This is a genomic window from Luteibacter sp. SVR4-7G (assembly GCF_056755555.1).
Genome location: NZ_JBPGXO010000065.1, coordinates 1 through 15,426, shown reverse-complemented (window position 1 = coordinate 15,426; position 15,426 = coordinate 1). Strand labels below are relative to the sequence as shown.

The following is a 15,426-nucleotide window of genomic DNA, read 5'->3' as shown; positions in this document are numbered from 1 at the left end:
AGCCGGTGGCTGCCGTTTTTGGAGCGATTCCGCAGGGAGGCGTAGGCCGGACGAGGACTTAGCGAAAAAAATGGCAGGCGCCGGCGACCCGCCGTCACGCCCGAGCCAAATGCGATGGCGCTAGCCGAGCCGGGGCTTAAGCTCCCTGCGGCGAAGCCGCTTAAAGCATGGGCGCGCGTAAGCGGGCCAACCGACGCGAAAGGCGGTCGCGCGCGAGGCGCGCTCCTACAACGCGTGTTCGTCGCAAAAAAAGAGCCCGGCTTGCGCCGGGCTCTTCTGCGTTACGGGTGGGGCGGGACTTAGAAGTCCATGCCGCCCATGCCACCCATGCCGCCCGCGCCACCGTGGGCGTGGCCTTCGTCCTTCTTCGGCAGCTCGGTCACGGCCGCTTCGGTCGTGATGATCGAGCCCGCGACCGAGGCCGCGAACTGCAGGGCCGAACGGGTCACCTTGGTCGGGTCCAGGATGCCGAAGGCGATCATGTCGCCGAACTCGCCGTTGGCGGCGTTGTAGCCGAAGTTGCCCTGGCCTTCCTTCACCTTGTTCAGCACCACCGACGGCTCTTCGCCGGCGTTGGCGACGATGGCGCGCAGCGGAGCCTCGAGGGCGCGGCGGGTGATGGCGATGCCGAGGTCCTGGTCAGCGTTCTTGCCCTTCAGGCCTTCGAGTGCCTTCAGCGAACGGATCAGGGCGACGCCGCCGCCCGGGACCACGCCTTCCTCGACCGCCGCACGCGTGGCGTGCAGGGCGTCTTCGACGCGGGCCTTCTTTTCCTTCATCTCGACTTCCGTCGCGGCGCCGACCTTGATGACGGCCACGCCGCCGGCCAGCTTAGCCACACGCTCCTGCAGCTTCTCGCGGTCGTAGTCCGAAGAGGTCTCTTCGATCTGCGCCTTGATCTGCTTGATGCGCGACTGAATGCCTTCCGCGTCACCGGCACCGTCGATGATCGTGGTGTTTTCCTTGGTGATGACGACGCGCTTGGCGCGGCCCAGATCGCTGATCGTGGCCTTGTCGAGGGCCAGACCCACTTCCTCGGAGATGACCGTGCCGCCCGTGAGCTGCGCGATGTCTTCCAGGATGGCCTTGCGGCGGTCACCGAAGCCCGGCGCCTTGACGGCGGCGACCTTCACGATGCCGCGAATGGTGTTGACGACGAGGGTCGCCAGGGCTTCGCCCTCGACTTCCTCGGCGACGATGAGCAGCGGCTTGGCGGCCTTCGCGACGGCCTCGAGCACCGGCAGGAGCTCGCGGACGTTCGAGATCTTCTTGTCGTGGATCAGGATGAACGGGTCATCCAGCTCGACCTGCTGCGACTGCTGGTTGTTGATGAAGTACGGCGACAGGTAGCCGCGGTCGAACTGCATGCCTTCGACCACGTCGAGCTCGTTCTCGAGGCCCGAGCCTTCCTCGACCGTGATGACGCCTTCCTTGCCGACCTTCTTCATCGCGTTGGCGATGATGTCGCCGATGTCCGCGTCGGAGTTGGCCGAGATGGTGCCGACCTGGGCGATGGCCTTGTCGTCGGCGGTGGGGTTCGACAGGCTCTTCAGCTCGCCGACGGCGGCCGAGACGGCCTGGTCGATACCGCGCTTCAGGTCCATCGGGTTGATGCCGGCGGCGACGGCCTTGAGGCCTTCCTGGATGAACGCCTGGGCGAGAACCGTGGCGGTGGTGGTGCCGTCACCGGCGACGTCGGAGGTCTTCGAGGCGGCTTCCTTGACGATCTGGGCGCCGATGTTCTCGTACTTGTCGGAAAGCTCGATTTCCTTCGCGACCGAGACGCCGTCCTTGGTGACGGTCGGGGCGCCGAAGCTCTTCTCGAGCACGACGTTGCGGCCCTTCGGGCCCAGGGTGACCTTGACGGCGTTGGCGAGGGTGTTGACACCCTTCAGCATGCGCGCGCGCACGTCTTCACTGAAGCGGACTTCTTTAGCTGCCATGAGTGTGAATCCTTATTTGAATGCTTGGGATGTTCGGGAGGAAGCGGGGCGAGCGGGTGCTCAGCCTTCCAGGATCGCCACGATGTCGTCTTCCTTCAGGAAGACCAGCTCTTCGCCGTCGATCTTGATTTCCTGGCCGGCGTACTTGCCGAACAGGACGGTCTCGCCTTCCTTCACCGACATCGGACGGACCGAGCCGTTTTCCAGGATGCGGCCATTGCCGGCGGCGATGACCTTGCCGCGGGTCGGCTTCTCGGTGGCGCTGTCGGGGATGACGATGCCACCGGCCGAAACACGCTCTTCCTCGAGACGCTTGACGATGACGCGATCGTGCAGCGGGCGCAGTTTGCTCATGACTTCTCCAACCATGTGATTGACAGACAAAGGAATTAGGCCACCCTGTTAGCACTTGACCAGGGTGAGTGCCAGAATTTTAGCCAAAGGACTTCCCGAATCGGAAGACCTCTGCGCCCTCGACATGGCGCCGCGCAAAAACCGTTCAAGGGCCACGGTCCAAAAAAGCGCGATCGGACGAGGCACAATCCCTCCATGTCCGAACCCATCGCCATCCTCATCGCCTGTCCGCCGGGGGAACCGGCCGCCGCGCTCGCGCGCGGCCTCGTCGACGGCGGCCTGGCCGCCTGCGTGAACCACCTGCCCGGAATGCGGTCCACCTACCGCTGGAAAGGCGAGACCGTCAGCGAGGCCGAAGACCTCCTGCTGGTGAAGACCGTCCGCACCGCGTTCGCGGCCGTGGAAGCGTTCGTCCTGGCCAACCATCCCTACGAGGTACCCGAGGTGATCGCCCTGCCCCTGGTGGAGGGGCACGCCCCGTATCTCGCCTGGCTGGAGGCCGAGACCGTTGCAAGCCAATCCGGAAACGCCCGGTCATAATGACCGACGTTCTATCCTCGGAGTTGACATGATGTCTGTAGTTCGCCGTGCGCTGACCCTCCTTGCCAGCCTCGGCCTGTTCGCCACCCTCCCTGCCTTCGCCCAGGACGAGCAGGAGTTACTGCCCGTCACCCAGGCCTTCCATCTCACGACGGATGCCAGCCAGCCCGGCACGGTGAAGCTGCATTGGCGCATCGCGCCGGACTACTACCTCTATCGCGGACGCATCAAGATCACGGCCGCCGACCCGGCGGCGGTGAAGCTGGGCCAGCCCAGCCTTCCCGACGGCCTGAAGGAGCACGACGAATACCTTGGCGACGTCGAGATCTACCACGGCGACATCGAGGCCAGCCTGCCCTACACCCTGGCCGACGCCTCCACCAAGACCCTGGCGCTCAACGTGCAGTACCAGGGCTGCCACGAGGTGGAGCCGAAGATCTGCTACCCGCCGAACACCGAGCACCTGAACCTCACCATCGGCGGGCCGTCCACGATTCCCGCCGCGCAAGCCGCTGCGCCGGCCGGCAATGCCGCGGCGCTGCTCGGCGCGCCGGCGGCGGCGCAGGGCACCGATGCCCAACCCCTGCCCGCCGAACAGGCCTTCCGCTTCGAGGCACTGGTGAAGGATCGCGCGCACCTGCTGCTGCGCTGGACGATGCCGAAGGACTACTACCTTTATCGCGACAAGACGCAGATCACGGTGGCGTCGCCGGCCGGCGTGACCGCCGGCGAGCCCGACTGGCCGGCCGGCATCGCCCATCACGACGAGCACTTCGGCGACAGCATCGTCTACTTCGACCAGGTGGAACTGCCCGTCCCGCTGGAAGGCACGGCGGCCGTGAAGGACGTGGCGATCGACGTGGCCTACCAGGGCTGCCTCGAGAACGGCATCTGCTACCCGGTGATGAAGCGCCACGTGAGCATCGACCTCGCCGCGGGCACCGCATCGGTCGGCGCCGCCGCAGAGGAAGCATCCCAGGCTGCCGCTCCCGCCGAGGTCGCACCGACGCCGCCGCCTCCGGGCATGACCCCGGACGACGACGCCCCGGTGGGCTTCATCGCGGCCATCGGCCTCGCCCTGCTCGGCGGCCTCGTCCTCAACCTCATGCCCTGCGTGCTGCCGGTGCTGTCGCTGAAGGCGGTGACCGTGCTCGAGAGTGGCGAGAGCCACGCGGCCGCACGCCGCCACGCGCTCTGGTACACCGCGGGCGTGCTGGCCGCCTTCGCCGTGCTGGGACTCATCATCGTGGGCATCCGCGCGGCCGGGCACGGCGTCCAGTGGGGCGCGCAGTTCCAGCAGCCGCTGGCGATCGGACTGCTCGTCTACGTGATGCTGGCCGTGGGCCTGTCGATGTCCGGCGTCTTCGAGATCGGCGGCTCGCTCGGCAATGTCGGCAGCGGCCTGGCCTCCCGCTCGGGTCCCTCGGGCGACTTCTTCACCGGCGTGCTTGCCGTGGTCGTGGCCAGTCCATGCACCGCGCCGTTCATGGGTTCCGCCATCGCCTTCGCCTTCGCGGCGCCGCTGCCCGTGGCCTTCCTCATCTTCCTCGCCCTCGGCCTCGGCCTTGCCCTGCCCTTCCTCGTGATCGGCTTCGTGCCCGCCGTGGCGCGGATGCTGCCGCGTCCCGGCCGCTGGATGGAAACGCTGAAGCAGGCGCTGGCCTTCCCGATGTACCTCACGGCCGTCTGGCTGCTCTGGGTGCTGACCAAGCAGCGCGGCGCCGATGCCGCCGCACTCGTGCTGGGCGGAGGCGTGCTGCTGGCGATGGCGCTGTGGTGGTATGGCCGCAGCCGCGGCGGGCGCGCGCTGTCCTGGGCGTTCACGGGCGTACTGGCGATCGGCGCCGCCGCGGCGCTGTGGATGGTGCATGGCCTGCCTGCGCCGCAGACGGTCACGGTCGCCAGCGACGGCTCGGTGCCGTACTCGCCCGAGAAGCTGGCGGAGCTGCGCGCCGCGGGCACGCCGGTGCTGGTGGACATGACCGCGGACTGGTGCATCACCTGCAAGGCCAATGAACATGCCGTGCTCGACACCGAGGCATTCCGCGCCCTGCTCAAGCGCACCGGCACGGTCTACATGAAGGGCGACTGGACCGACGTGAACGCGACCATCGCCGCCTTCCTCGAGCAGTACCACTCGGTAGGCGTGCCCCTCTACGTGGTCTACCCGAAGGGCGGTGGCGACGGCACGAAGCTGTCCACCGTGCTCACCTACGATCGCGTCGAAAAGGCGCTCGAGGCCGCCGCGCACCCATGATACGCGGCCCGACCTTCTGGATCGTCGCGCTCGCCATCGCGGCGGCAGCCACGGGACTCTACCTGGAGCACCGCCGCCTGCACCCGCCACCGCCGCAAGGCCTGACCGTGGCGGACGTGGGCGATCCGTCTCCGGGAGCCACCTTCCTCACCGTCGACGGCAAGCCGCGCCAGCTCTCGGACTGGCGCGGCAAGCGCGTGCTCGTCAACTTCTGGGCCACCTGGTGCGGGCCTTGCCGCCGCGAGATGCCGCTGCTCAGCGAGAACGCGGCGCGCTACCGCAAACGCAACGTCGCCGTCGTGGGCGTGGCCGAGGACACCGCGGGCGCGGTGCGCACGTACCTCGCGGAGCGGCCGGTGGACTACCCGGTGCTGCTCGCCGCCACCGACGCGCCAGGCGGTTCGCTTTCCTTCGGCAACACGCGGCGCGTGCTGCCCTATAGCGTCCTGATCGGGGAGGACGGGCGCATCCTGCGGCAGAAGCTTGGTACTTTCAGCCAGGCCGAACTCGACGAATGGCTCGCCCCCGAACGATGAATGACCAGTCCGCCGACGCCCTGCCCTCACCCGACGAAGCGATCGAGGCTACCCGCCGCTGGATCGAGCGCGCCGTCATCGGCCTCAACCTGTGCCCCTTCGCAAAGGCCGTGCAGCGCAAGGGCCAGGTCCGTTACGTCACCAGCGACGCGACCCAGCCGCTGCAACTGCATGCCGACCTCGTCCGCGAGCTGGAACTGCTGCGCGACACCGACCCTGAAACCATCGATACCACGCTGCTGATCCATCCCGGCGTGCTCGTGGACTTCATGGACTTCAATGAATTCCTCGAGGTGGCGGACGCGACGGTGGCCGACCTGCACCTGGAGGGCGAGATCCAGGTGGCCAGCTTCCACCCCGCCTTCCAGTTCGAAGGCACGGCCGCGGACGACATCACCAACTACACCAACCGCTCGCCTTACCCCACCCTGCATCTGCTGCGCGAAGCCAGCATCGACCGGGCAGTGGCGGCCTTCCCGGATGCGTCGGCGATCTTCGAAGCGAACATGGAGACGCTGGAGAAGCTGGGGCACGAGGGCTGGCGAAACCTGCTAGGGCCCGTGTAGAAGCGCGCCTGCGCGCGACAGGTTTTCGCGTGGGTCTTGAAGCTTGCGCGCCAGCTCCGGGCCACGGCCTCAAAACCTGTCGCGCGCAGGCGCGCTCCTACACGGGGGCTTTCCATACGGCGGCGTGTGGAAAGTCACGATCTCCAGCGAACTGCGTCGAACTCCACCGAACTGGACAATACCGGGAGACAGGCGCACACTGCGCGGCGTTGCCGGGGGAGCCGGATCAGTCATCAGGTGAACAGTGGCCAGGATCCTTGTCCTGCACGGACCCAACCTCAATCTTCTCGGCGTGCGCGAACCCTCGGTCTACGGCCGCGAAACCCTGGCCGATATCAATGGGTCGCTGCAGGCCCGTGCCCAGGCCGCCGGCCATGACCTGGGCTGGTTCCAGTCGAACGCCGAGCACGAACTGATCGGCCGCATCCACCAGGCGCGCGACGAGGGCACGGCGTGGATCCTGATCAATCCCGCGGCCTTCACCCATACCTCGGTCGCGCTGCGCGACGCTCTGGCCGGCGTGGCCATACCGTTCATCGAGATCCACCTGTCCAATCCGCACGCACGCGAGCCGTTCCGCCATCACTCCTACGTGTCGGACATCGCCGCAGGCACGATCTGCGGGTTCGGCGGCGACAGCTATCGCCTGGCGCTGGAGGCGGTCCTCCTCCGCCTTGCCGTGCCGGCGGCCTGATTCCCTTTCGCGGCGCGCCCGGCGCGCCCGTTTCAACCACAAGAAGGTTTGTCTTATGGACCTGCGCAAGATCAAGAAACTCATCGACCTGCTCGAGGAATCGAATCTCGCCGAGCTGGAAATCAAGGAAGGCGAAGAGGTCGTCCGCCTCTCGCGCGTGCCGAAGGGCGGCGTCGCCGTCGCCGCGCCGCAGATGATGGCCGCCCCCGCCGCCGCGCAGGCGGCTCCCGCCGCGCCGGCCGCCGCGGCCCCGGCCGCACCCGCCGCCGAACCCGGCCTGCCCCCCGGCCACGTGGTGAAGGCGCCGATGGTCGGCACCTTCTACGCCGCCTCCACCCCGGGCGCGCCCGCTTTCGCCACGGTCGGCCAGCAGGTCAAGGCCGGCGAGACGCTGGGCATCATCGAAGCCATGAAGATGTTCAACCAGATCGAGGCCGACGTTTCCGGAACCGTCGTCGCCATCCTGGTCGAGAACGGCCAGCCGGTGGAATTCGACGAACCGATGTTCGTCATCGCCTGAGGCCACGACGCATGCTCGAGAAGGTCGTCATAGCCAATCGCGGCGAGATCGCGCTGCGGGTGTTGCGCGCGTGCCACGCGCTCGGCATCAAGACGGTCGCGGTGCACTCCACCGTCGATCGCAACCTCAAGCACGTCGGCCTGGCCGACGAATCGGTGTGCATCGGTCCGGGTCCCTCGGCCGAGAGCTACCTCAACATTCCAGCCATCATCGCCGCGGCGGAAATCACCGATGCCGGTGCGATCCATCCGGGGTACGGCTTCCTCTCGGAGAACGCGAACTTCGCCGAACAGGTGGAGAAGTCGGGCTTCGTCTTCATCGGACCGACGGCCGACGTGATCCGCCTGATGGGCGACAAGGTCGAGGCCATCCGCGCGATGAAGGCGGCCGGCGTGCCGTGCGTGCCCGGTTCGGGCGGCCCGCTGGGCGACGACGTGGATGAGAACATCCGCATCGCGCGCGAGATCGGCTACCCGGTGATCATCAAGGCCGCGGGCGGCGGCGGCGGCCGCGGCATGCGCGTCGTGCGCACCGAAGCCCACCTCGCCAACTCCATCGTGATGACCAAGCAGGAAGCCAAGGCCGCTTTCAGCAACGATCAGGTCTACATGGAGAAGTTCCTGGAAAATCCGCGCCACGTGGAGATCCAGGTGCTCGCCGATGGCCAGGGCAACGCCATCCATCTCGGCGAACGCGACTGCTCGATGCAGCGCCGCCACCAGAAGGTGGTCGAGGAAGCGCCGGCACCGGGCATCACGCCGGAACTGCGCGAACAGATTGGCAAGGTCTGCGTCGACGCCTGCATCCGCATCGGTTATCGCGGCGCGGGCACGTTCGAGTTCCTGTTCGAGAACGGCCGCTTCTACTTCATCGAGATGAACACGCGTATCCAGGTGGAGCACCCGGTGACGGAACTGGTGACCGGCATCGACCTGGTTCGCGAACAGCTGCTGATCGCCAGCGGTCACAAGCTGTCGATCCGCCAGGAAGACATCGTGCTCACCGGCCACGCCATCGAGTGCCGCATCAACGCCGAGGATCCGGATACCTTCATGCCGAGCCCCGGCACGGTGAAGCGTTTCGAAGCGCCGGGCGGCCCTGGCGTGCGCGTGGACACCCACCTGTACGACGGCTACCGCATCCCGCCGAACTACGATTCGATGATCGGCAAGATCATCGTGCACGGCCCGGACCGCGCCACCGCCATCGCGCGCATGCGCATGGCCCTGACCGAGACGGTGATCGAAGGCGTGAAGTGCAACGTCCCGCTGCAGCAGCGCATCATGGCCGACGTGGGCTTCCAGCAGGGTGGACAGAACATCCACTACCTGGAGAAGCGGATGGCCGAGCAGAAGGAAGCGCCGCCGTCGGCTTGAGTTCCATTGCGTTAGTGAAGAAATCCCGCCTCCCGGCGGGATTTTTTTGCGCGAGAGGCAGTTGGCGGCGGCCGTTGTAGCGCGGCCCGCGCGCGACCTCGTTTCGCGTCGATTGGCCCGCTTACGCGTGCCCATGTCTTAAACGGCTTCGCCGCGGGGAGCGTGACGGCTCGGCTGTTCGCCATCGCATTTTGCTTCGGCGTGGCGGCGGGTCGCCGGCGGCTGCCATTTTTGTCGCTAAGTCCTCGTCCGGCCTACGCCTCCCTGCGGAATCGCTCCAAAAACGGCAGCCACCGGCAACTCCCAACACCGCGGTTGCATGCGGCAAAAGCCAAAGCAACGGCTCGTGCTTTGGGGGCTGCACGCTAACCGCACCGAGCGGATAAAACGCAGCCCTGTAGGAGCGCGCCTCGCGCGCGACATCTTTTCGCGACCACCTACACGTACGCACTGAGCGTTTTCGCACCCTGCAGCAAGAGCCACTAGGCTCCCGCCTTCGCGGCAGCGACGGTTGCTTGCGGAAGCGACGGGCAGGAAAGGCGTCGAAGTGTTGGTGGTGATCGGTGCGCTTGAGGAAGGTTAGCGACAAGCGGCTCTGATGCCTTTCTTCCGGGAATCGCCGATTGGAGCCCCCCCATCGAGCCTGTACGTGGGATGGAGGTGGTCGCGAAAGGCGGTCGCGCGCAAGGCGCGCTCCTACAGGGCTGCGTTCTATCCGCACGGTGCGGCGAGCGTGCGGCAGCCGAAGCGCACGAGCCGCTGCTTTGGCTTTTGCTGCATGTGACCGTCGTGTTCGGAGGAGCCGGTGGCTGCCGTTTTTGGAGCGATTCCGCAGGGAGGCGTAGGCCGGACGAGGACTTAGTGAGAAAAATGGCAGGCGCCGGCGACCCGCCGCCACGCCAGAGCAAAACGCGATGGCGATAGCCGAGTTGGGGCTTACGCTCCCTGCGGCGACGCCGCTTAAGACATGGGCCCGCGCAAGCGGGCCAACCGATGCGAAAGGCATCGACAGGGCCTTCCCATCGAAAAAGCAGGAGATCGTGTGGCGCGGCGCGAAAGACTCAGCGCGCGCAAGGCGCGCTCCTACAGTTTGCGGTGGCCGCTGATGCGTACCCAGTCTTCGAGCATGCGCACCTCGAGTCCTTCGAACCACTCGGCATAGCGCGCGAGCAGTTCCTCGTGCTGCCCGGCAAGGATGCCGGAGAGCGCAAAAGGCGCGCCGGGTTTCACCGCAGCCGCGAACGTGGGGGCGAGTTCGCCGAGCGGACCGGCCAGGATGTTCGCGACGAGCACGTCGGCCAGCGCCGCCGGGGCTTCGCCGGGCAGATAGACGTCCAGATCGCTGTCGACGCCATTGCGTTCCGCGTTGTCGCGCGATGCGAGCAGTGCCTGAGGGTCGTTGTCGATGCCCACGGCGTTCGCTGCGCCCAGTTTCAAAGCCGCGATGGCAAGGATGCCCGAGCCGCAGCCGTAGTCGAGCACGTGCTTTCCGGCGAGCTGCTGCCCGTCGAGCCACTCGAGGCACATCGCGGTCGTCGGATGGGTACCCGTGCCAAAGGCGAGACCCGGATCGAGGCGCACGACGACGATGTCGCCCTCCACCGGCGGCTCGATGTTCCACGGATAGACCCACAGCCTGCGCCCGAACGGCATCGGCTTGAACTGATCCATCCATGCGCGCTCCCAGTCCTGGTCGTCCACCACGCGCCAACCGATCTGCGCCGGCTCGATGAAAGGCAGGTCGTCGGCGATGGCCGCGGTGAGCCCGCGCTTGTCCGCCTCCGCGTCGAACAACGCGTTCAGCACGATCTGGTTCCACAGCGGGATCTCGCCCACGCCGGGTTCGAAGATGGCCTCTTCGTCCGGTGTCTCCGCGTCGGCGTCCTGCAAGGTGATCGACAGCGCGCCGAGATCCTCCAGCGCGGCTTCGACACGCGGCTGTTCGGCGGCGCGGATCGTGAGGGAAAGTTCGAGCCAGGGCATCGTGGGGCCAGTGCGGGTACGGGTCCACGATTCTACCGGGCGCGCACTGACGCGGCGCGACCGTTATGATTCAACGATGTATACGCAGTGCCCCGAGTGCCTCACGGTCTACAAGCTCGAAGCGGAACTCCTCGTTCCCGCCTGCGGCTGCCTGCGCTGCAGCCATTGCGACACGGTATTCAACGCCCTGGGCACATTGGCCACCCACCTTCCGCCCGAGCCGTTCTCCCGCCTGGCCGAGCATGCGCTGGACCAGGAGCCGCCCTTGGCCGAGGTGGCGGTGTTCCGGCCGCGCCCGGTCGTCGAAGAACCCCAGGAGCCCATCGAGCCGGTCGGTTCCGAGGAAGAGACGTCCACCGCCGGGGACGCCGGCGAGGACTTCACGCAACTCACCTTCACGCCGCGCTTCGCCAAACCGAAACGGCGGTCGTGGCGCACGGCCGCCTGGGTCACCGTATGCGCGGTGCTCGCGCTCGGGCTCGGTGCGCAGCTGGCGTGGGCGAAGCGCGACGTGCTCATCGCCGATCCGACCATCGGGCCGCTGATCGAAACCGGTTGCGCGGCGATCGGCTGCCGCCTTCCGCTCGTATCCGCCCCGGGCCGCCTGCGCCTGCTTGCGCGCGACGTCGAGCAACATCCGTCCGTCGGCGACGGCCTGCTGATCACCGCGAGCGTGCGCAACGACGCGGCGTTCGCGCAGCCGTATCCCGTCGTGACGATCGTGCTCTCCGACGCGAACGGCCAGCGTCTCGCGATGCGCCGCTTCCAACCGGAAGACTATGTCGGCGACGCCGCCACGCGCGCACGCGGTCTTGCCGGCGGCGCGACGACGGCGATGGTGTTCGAGGTGCAAGACCCGGGCCAGCGAGCGGTCGCTTTCGCCTTCAGCTTCGACTGAACCGTTCGAAAAAATTTCTTTTTGCAAGCCTGCACTTCGTCGTCCGGGGCGAGTACACTCGGTTCCCTTCGCGACTTTCGACCGCCCCGACGAGGCGAGTCCTGGCCGCAACCCAAGCGACGATACGACAAGAACCGACCGGAGCCCCGCGCCCCGGCCTGCAGAGGGGAATGCCTTGAACGCTGTGAGACTGACTGCTGCCGAGGCCGCCAACGAAACCTCCATGCAGAGCGCCCTCAGCGAATGCGTCAGCCGCACGGTACGTCGTTACCTGGCCGACATCGGCGACACGGAGGGCGGCGAAGGCTTGCACGCCCTCGTCATCCGTGAAGTCGAAGGCCCCCTCCTCCGCGAAGTGCTCGCCTTCCACGAAGGCAACCAAAGCCGCGCTGCCGCCGCGCTTGGCATCAATCGTGCCACCCTGCGCAAGAAGCTGGCCGCCCACGGCATCTCCTGAACCGGCCGCCGTCCGGCGAGACGGCTATAATGGCGCGCTTTCCTCCCCGGATTGCCCATGCCCACGCCCGATCTCGTCCCCGTCCGCCGCGCGCTCGTCAGCGTTTCCGACAAGCAGGGCCTGACCGAACTGGCCCGGCGCCTCGCCGCCGCCAACGTTGAAATCCTTTCCACCGGCGGTTCGGCCAGGGCATTGCGCGAAGCCGGCATTCCCGTTCGCGACGTAGGCGACCTCACCGGGTTCCCCGAGATCATGGACGGCCGCGTGAAGACGCTGCACCCGCGCGTGCACGGCGGCCTGCTCGGCCGTCGCGGCACCGACGACGCGGTGATGGCCGAGCACGGCATCCTCCCCATCGACCTGCTCGTGCTGAACCTCTATCCGTTCGAGCGCACCGTGGCCGATCCGGCGTGCACGCTGGAAGACGCCATCGAGAACATCGACATCGGCGGTCCCGCCATGCTGCGCGCCGCGGCGAAAAACTGGAACGACGTGGGTGTGCTCACCGATCCCGCACAGTACGACGACGCACTTGCGGAAATCGAGTCGAACGGCGGTCTCTCCCGCGCCACGCGCTTCCGCCTCTCGGTCGCCGCATTCAACCGCGTGTCCAACTACGACGGCGCCATCAGCGATTACCTCTCGGGCCTGAGCCTCGACGAGTCGCACACCGCCATCGCCGGCCGCGCGGAATTTCCCGCCCAGTCCAATGGACGCTTCGTGAAGGTGATGGACCTGCGCTACGGTGAGAATCCGCACCAGGCGGGCGCGTTCTATCGCGACCTCTATCCTGCCGCCGGCACGCTTGCCACCTTCCGCCAGCTGCAGGGCAAGGAACTGTCGTTCAACAACATCGCCGACGCCGACGCGGCGTGGGAATGCGTGCGCCAGTTCGACGCCCCGGCCTGCGTGATCGTGAAGCACGCGAACCCCTGCGGGGTGGCCGTGGCCGCCGATCCCCTGGCCGCCTACGAACTTGCCTACGCCACCGATCCGACCTCGGCCTTCGGCGGCATCATCGCCTTCAACCGCCCGCTCGATGCGGAGACAGCCAGGACGATCCTGAAGCGCCAGTTCGTCGAGGTGCTGATCGCTCCGCAGGTCGACGATGGCGCCGTGGCGGAAGCCGCGAAGAAGGCCAACGTCCGCGTCCTCGAGATCCCCATGGGCGAGGGCCGCAACACCCACGACGTGAAGCGCGTGGGCTCGGGCCTGCTCGTGCAGACCGCCGACCACCGCCAGGTCCGGCGCGACGAACTCAAGGTCGTCAGCAAGCGCCAGCCGACGCCGGCCGAACTGGACGACCTGCTGTTCGCCTGGCGCGTCGCGAAGATGGTGAAGTCCAACGCCATCGTCTACGCGAAGGACAACCGTACCATCGGCATCGGTGCCGGACAGATGAGCCGCGTGGTCAGCGCGAAGATCGCCGGCCTCAAGGCCGAGGAAGCAGGCCTCGCCGTGCCGGGCAGCGCTATGGCGTCGGATGCCTTCTTCCCCTTCCGCGACGGTATCGACGCGGCTGCCGCGGCCGGCATCCGCGCGGTCATCCAGCCGGGCGGCTCGATGCGCGACAGCGAAGTCATCGCTGCGGCCGACGAGCACGACATGGCGATGGTCTTCACGGGCATCCGCCACTTCCGCCACTAAAAGTAGGAGCGCGCAACGCGCGCGACATGTTTTGGGGCCATGACCTGGAGCTGGCGCGCCAGTTTGGGGACTGGTGCGAAACGCTGTCGCGCGCGTTGCGCGCTCCTACAGCGGCCTTGCCGCGTAGCGGCGTGCCAGCACCGCGCAGACCATTAGCTGGATCTGATGGAACAGCATGATCGGCAGCACGATCATTCCCAGGGGGTGCCCCGCGAACAAGACCTTCGCGATGGGCACGCCCGAGGCCAGGCTCTTCTTCGAACCGCAGAAGACGATGGTGATCTCGTCTTCCCGCGAGAAGCCGAGTGCGCGCGAACCGTAGCGGGTGACCAGCAACGCGCAGGCGAGCAGGATCGCGTTCGCCGCGACGAGGCCGGCGAGCACCGGCGGCGGCAAGCGGTGCCAGAGGCCTTGCAGCACGGCGGCGCTGAAGGCCGTGTAGACCACCAGAAGGATCGAGCCGCGGTCGACGAAGCCGAGCAGCCGTGAATTCCGGCGCACCCATCCTCCGATCCAGCGCTGGGCGACCTGCCCCGCGGCGAACGGAATGAACAGCTGCACCACGATCGCCCCGACCGAATGCCACGACAGTTCGCCATGGCCCGTGCCCGCGATCAGCAGGCCCACCAGCAGCGGCGTGATGAAGATGCCCAGCAGGCTCGAGGCCGATGCCGCGACCACCGCCGCGGGCACGTTGCCGCGCGCGATGGAGGTGAAGGCGATGGACGACTGCACCGTGGACGGCAGCGTGCAGAGGAACAGGATGCCGAGGTAGAGGTCGGGCGTGACCCACGGCGCCAGCACCGGCCGCAACAGCAGGCCGAGCACGGGGAACAGCACGAAGGTGCTCGCCAGCACGGTCGTGTGCAGACGCCAGTTCCGCGTTCCTGCCACCACCGCCTCGCGTGGCAGCTTGGCACCGTGCAGGAAGAACAGCAGGGCGATGGCCAGGTCGGTGACGACCTCGAAGACCTCGGCGGTCGTGCCCCGGCAAGGCAGGAGGCTTGCCAGCACGACGGTGAGCACGAGGGAAACGGTGAAACCGTCGGGCAGGAAGCGGCGCATGGGCGTATTGCAACACACGCTCACATGAACTTGAACGGCCTCGTGGCAAATTCCCGGTTTTGCGGCAGGACAAGGCCATGAGCTACCGGCTGTACTACTGGACGGGTATTCAGGGACGCGGCGAGTTCGTCCGCCTGTGCCTCGAGGATGCGGGCGCCCCGTATAGCGACGTGGCGCGCGTCGAAGGCGACGACGTCATGGACGCCTTCCTCGAGGGCGAACATGCCGGCGCCCTGCCCTTCGCGCCGCCGTTCCTGGTTTCAGGCCGGCTGGTGATCGCGCAGGTGGCGAACATCCTGCATTACCTCGGCCCGCGGCATGCGCTGGTGCCCGACAGCGAGTCCGCGCGTCTCTACGCCCACCAGCTGGAACTTACGATCACCGACATCGTCGCCGAAGCCCACGACGCACACCACCCGGTGGCGAGCGGCCTGTACTACGAAGACCAGCGCGAGGAAGCAAAACGCCGCGCGAAGGATTTCCGCGAATCGCGGATTCCGAAATTCCTGCACTACTTCGAGAAGACCGTGGAGCGCGGCGGCGGAAAGCATCCGCTGCGCACGCACTCCTATGTCGACCTGTCGCTGTTC

General features: G+C 67.2%; 15 protein-coding genes. 11 read left to right on the top strand and 4 right to left on the bottom strand.

Going from position 1 to position 15,426, the window contains the following annotated elements; translation table 11 throughout:
• Positions 1 to 299: 299 nt before the first annotated feature.
• A complete protein-coding gene (gene groL, locus ACR9ZH_RS17505) occupies positions 300 to 1,943 on the bottom strand; it encodes a chaperonin GroEL (RefSeq protein WP_481292039.1) in 1,644 nt (547 codons plus the stop codon).
• Positions 1,944 to 2,003: 60 nt separating this feature from the next.
• Entirely contained in the window at positions 2,004 to 2,297 is a 294-nt protein-coding gene (gene groES, locus ACR9ZH_RS17500; protein ID WP_166699722.1) for a co-chaperone GroES, read from the bottom strand.
• 195 nt (positions 2,298 to 2,492) lie between these two features.
• Between groES and cutA the strand changes: the two genes are divergently transcribed.
• The 7 genes from cutA (at position 2,493) to accC (ending at position 8,786) form a co-directional block, all read left to right on the top strand.
• Positions 2,493 to 2,837, top strand: a complete 345-nt coding sequence (gene cutA, locus ACR9ZH_RS17495; protein ID WP_481292038.1) for a divalent-cation tolerance protein CutA — start codon at positions 2,493 to 2,495, stop codon at positions 2,835 to 2,837.
• A 31-nt stretch (positions 2,838 to 2,868) separates the two neighbouring features.
• Positions 2,869 to 5,094 carry a protein-disulfide reductase DsbD family protein gene (locus ACR9ZH_RS17490; RefSeq protein WP_481292040.1) on the top strand — a complete coding sequence of 742 codons (2,226 nt, stop codon included), beginning with the start codon at positions 2,869 to 2,871 and terminating at the stop codon, positions 5,092 to 5,094.
• Positions 5,091 to 5,630 (top strand): TlpA family protein disulfide reductase, encoded by a 540-nt coding sequence (locus ACR9ZH_RS17485; RefSeq protein WP_481292037.1) that lies wholly within the window; start codon positions 5,091 to 5,093, stop codon positions 5,628 to 5,630. The genes ACR9ZH_RS17490 and ACR9ZH_RS17485 overlap by 4 nt, the downstream gene beginning before the upstream one ends.
• Complete coding sequence (locus ACR9ZH_RS17480) at positions 5,627 to 6,196, top strand: DUF1415 domain-containing protein (RefSeq protein WP_481292036.1); 570 nt, start codon at positions 5,627 to 5,629, stop codon at positions 6,194 to 6,196. The genes ACR9ZH_RS17485 and ACR9ZH_RS17480 overlap by 4 nt, the downstream gene beginning before the upstream one ends.
• Positions 6,197 to 6,440: 244 nt before the next feature.
• The gene (gene aroQ, locus ACR9ZH_RS17475) at positions 6,441 to 6,890 is read left to right on the top strand and encodes a type II 3-dehydroquinate dehydratase (protein ID WP_481292035.1); all 450 of its coding nucleotides are present in this window, start codon (positions 6,441 to 6,443) and stop codon (positions 6,888 to 6,890) included.
• 55 nt (positions 6,891 to 6,945) lie between these two features.
• Positions 6,946 to 7,410, top strand: a complete 465-nt coding sequence (gene accB / locus ACR9ZH_RS17470; protein ID WP_481292034.1) for an acetyl-CoA carboxylase biotin carboxyl carrier protein — start codon at positions 6,946 to 6,948, stop codon at positions 7,408 to 7,410.
• 11 nt (positions 7,411 to 7,421) lie between these two features.
• The gene (gene accC / locus ACR9ZH_RS17465) at positions 7,422 to 8,786 is read left to right on the top strand and encodes an acetyl-CoA carboxylase biotin carboxylase subunit (protein ID WP_481292033.1); all 1,365 of its coding nucleotides are present in this window, start codon (positions 7,422 to 7,424) and stop codon (positions 8,784 to 8,786) included.
• A gap of 1,083 nt (positions 8,787 to 9,869) precedes the next feature.
• Here accC and prmA read toward each other — a convergent pair.
• Entirely contained in the window at positions 9,870 to 10,769 is a 900-nt protein-coding gene (prmA, locus tag ACR9ZH_RS17460; RefSeq protein ID WP_481292032.1) for a 50S ribosomal protein L11 methyltransferase, read from the bottom strand.
• Between the two features lie 76 nt (positions 10,770 to 10,845).
• On the opposite strand from prmA, the gene ACR9ZH_RS17455 reads away from it, so the two are divergent.
• From ACR9ZH_RS17455 to purH, 3 genes are all read left to right on the top strand, one after another.
• The gene (locus ACR9ZH_RS17455; RefSeq protein ID WP_481292031.1) at positions 10,846 to 11,667 is read left to right on the top strand and encodes a zinc-ribbon and DUF3426 domain-containing protein; all 822 of its coding nucleotides are present in this window, start codon (positions 10,846 to 10,848) and stop codon (positions 11,665 to 11,667) included.
• 223 nt (positions 11,668 to 11,890) lie between these two features.
• Entirely contained in the window at positions 11,891 to 12,124 is a 234-nt protein-coding gene (locus ACR9ZH_RS17450) for a helix-turn-helix domain-containing protein (RefSeq protein ID WP_247331966.1), read from the top strand.
• A 57-nt stretch (positions 12,125 to 12,181) separates the two neighbouring features.
• Positions 12,182 to 13,771, top strand: a complete 1,590-nt coding sequence (gene purH / locus ACR9ZH_RS17445) for a bifunctional phosphoribosylaminoimidazolecarboxamide formyltransferase/IMP cyclohydrolase (RefSeq protein ID WP_481292030.1) — start codon at positions 12,182 to 12,184, stop codon at positions 13,769 to 13,771.
• 105 nt (positions 13,772 to 13,876) lie between these two features.
• Here purH and ACR9ZH_RS17440 read toward each other — a convergent pair whose 3' ends face one another.
• Complete coding sequence (locus ACR9ZH_RS17440) at positions 13,877 to 14,836, bottom strand: bile acid:sodium symporter family protein (protein ID WP_481292029.1); 960 nt, start codon at positions 14,834 to 14,836, stop codon at positions 13,877 to 13,879.
• Between the two features lie 77 nt (positions 14,837 to 14,913).
• Between ACR9ZH_RS17440 and ACR9ZH_RS17435 the strand changes: the two genes are divergently transcribed.
• A partial coding sequence (locus tag ACR9ZH_RS17435) for a glutathione S-transferase (RefSeq protein WP_481292028.1) occupies positions 14,914 to 15,426 on the top strand: 513 nt, incomplete at its 3' end.

Excerpts from the sequence above, each read along its gene's own strand:
- prmA (WP_481292032.1), bottom strand. The coding sequence starts at position 10,769 with ATGCCCTGGCTCGAACTTTCCCTCACGATCCGCGCCGCCGAACAGCCG.
- cutA (WP_481292038.1), top strand. The coding sequence starts at position 2,493 with ATGTCCGAACCCATCGCCATCCTCATCGCCTGTCCGCCGGGGGAACCG.
- purH (WP_481292030.1), top strand. The coding sequence starts at position 12,182 with ATGCCCACGCCCGATCTCGTCCCCGTCCGCCGCGCGCTCGTCAGCGTT.
- ACR9ZH_RS17480 (WP_481292036.1), top strand. The coding sequence starts at position 5,627 with ATGAATGACCAGTCCGCCGACGCCCTGCCCTCACCCGACGAAGCGATC.
- ACR9ZH_RS17450 (WP_247331966.1), top strand. The coding sequence starts at position 11,891 with ATGCAGAGCGCCCTCAGCGAATGCGTCAGCCGCACGGTACGTCGTTAC.
- ACR9ZH_RS17440 (WP_481292029.1), bottom strand. The coding sequence starts at position 14,836 with ATGCGCCGCTTCCTGCCCGACGGTTTCACCGTTTCCCTCGTGCTCACC.
- ACR9ZH_RS17485 (WP_481292037.1), top strand. The coding sequence starts at position 5,091 with ATGATACGCGGCCCGACCTTCTGGATCGTCGCGCTCGCCATCGCGGCG.
- accC (WP_481292033.1), top strand. The coding sequence starts at position 7,422 with ATGCTCGAGAAGGTCGTCATAGCCAATCGCGGCGAGATCGCGCTGCGG.
- ACR9ZH_RS17455 (WP_481292031.1), top strand. The coding sequence starts at position 10,846 with ATGTATACGCAGTGCCCCGAGTGCCTCACGGTCTACAAGCTCGAAGCG.
- accB (WP_481292034.1), top strand. The coding sequence starts at position 6,946 with ATGGACCTGCGCAAGATCAAGAAACTCATCGACCTGCTCGAGGAATCG.
- groL (WP_481292039.1), bottom strand. The coding sequence starts at position 1,943 with ATGGCAGCTAAAGAAGTCCGCTTCAGTGAAGACGTGCGCGCGCGCATG.
- groES (WP_166699722.1), bottom strand. The coding sequence starts at position 2,297 with ATGAGCAAACTGCGCCCGCTGCACGATCGCGTCATCGTCAAGCGTCTC.
- ACR9ZH_RS17490 (WP_481292040.1), top strand. The coding sequence starts at position 2,869 with ATGTCTGTAGTTCGCCGTGCGCTGACCCTCCTTGCCAGCCTCGGCCTG.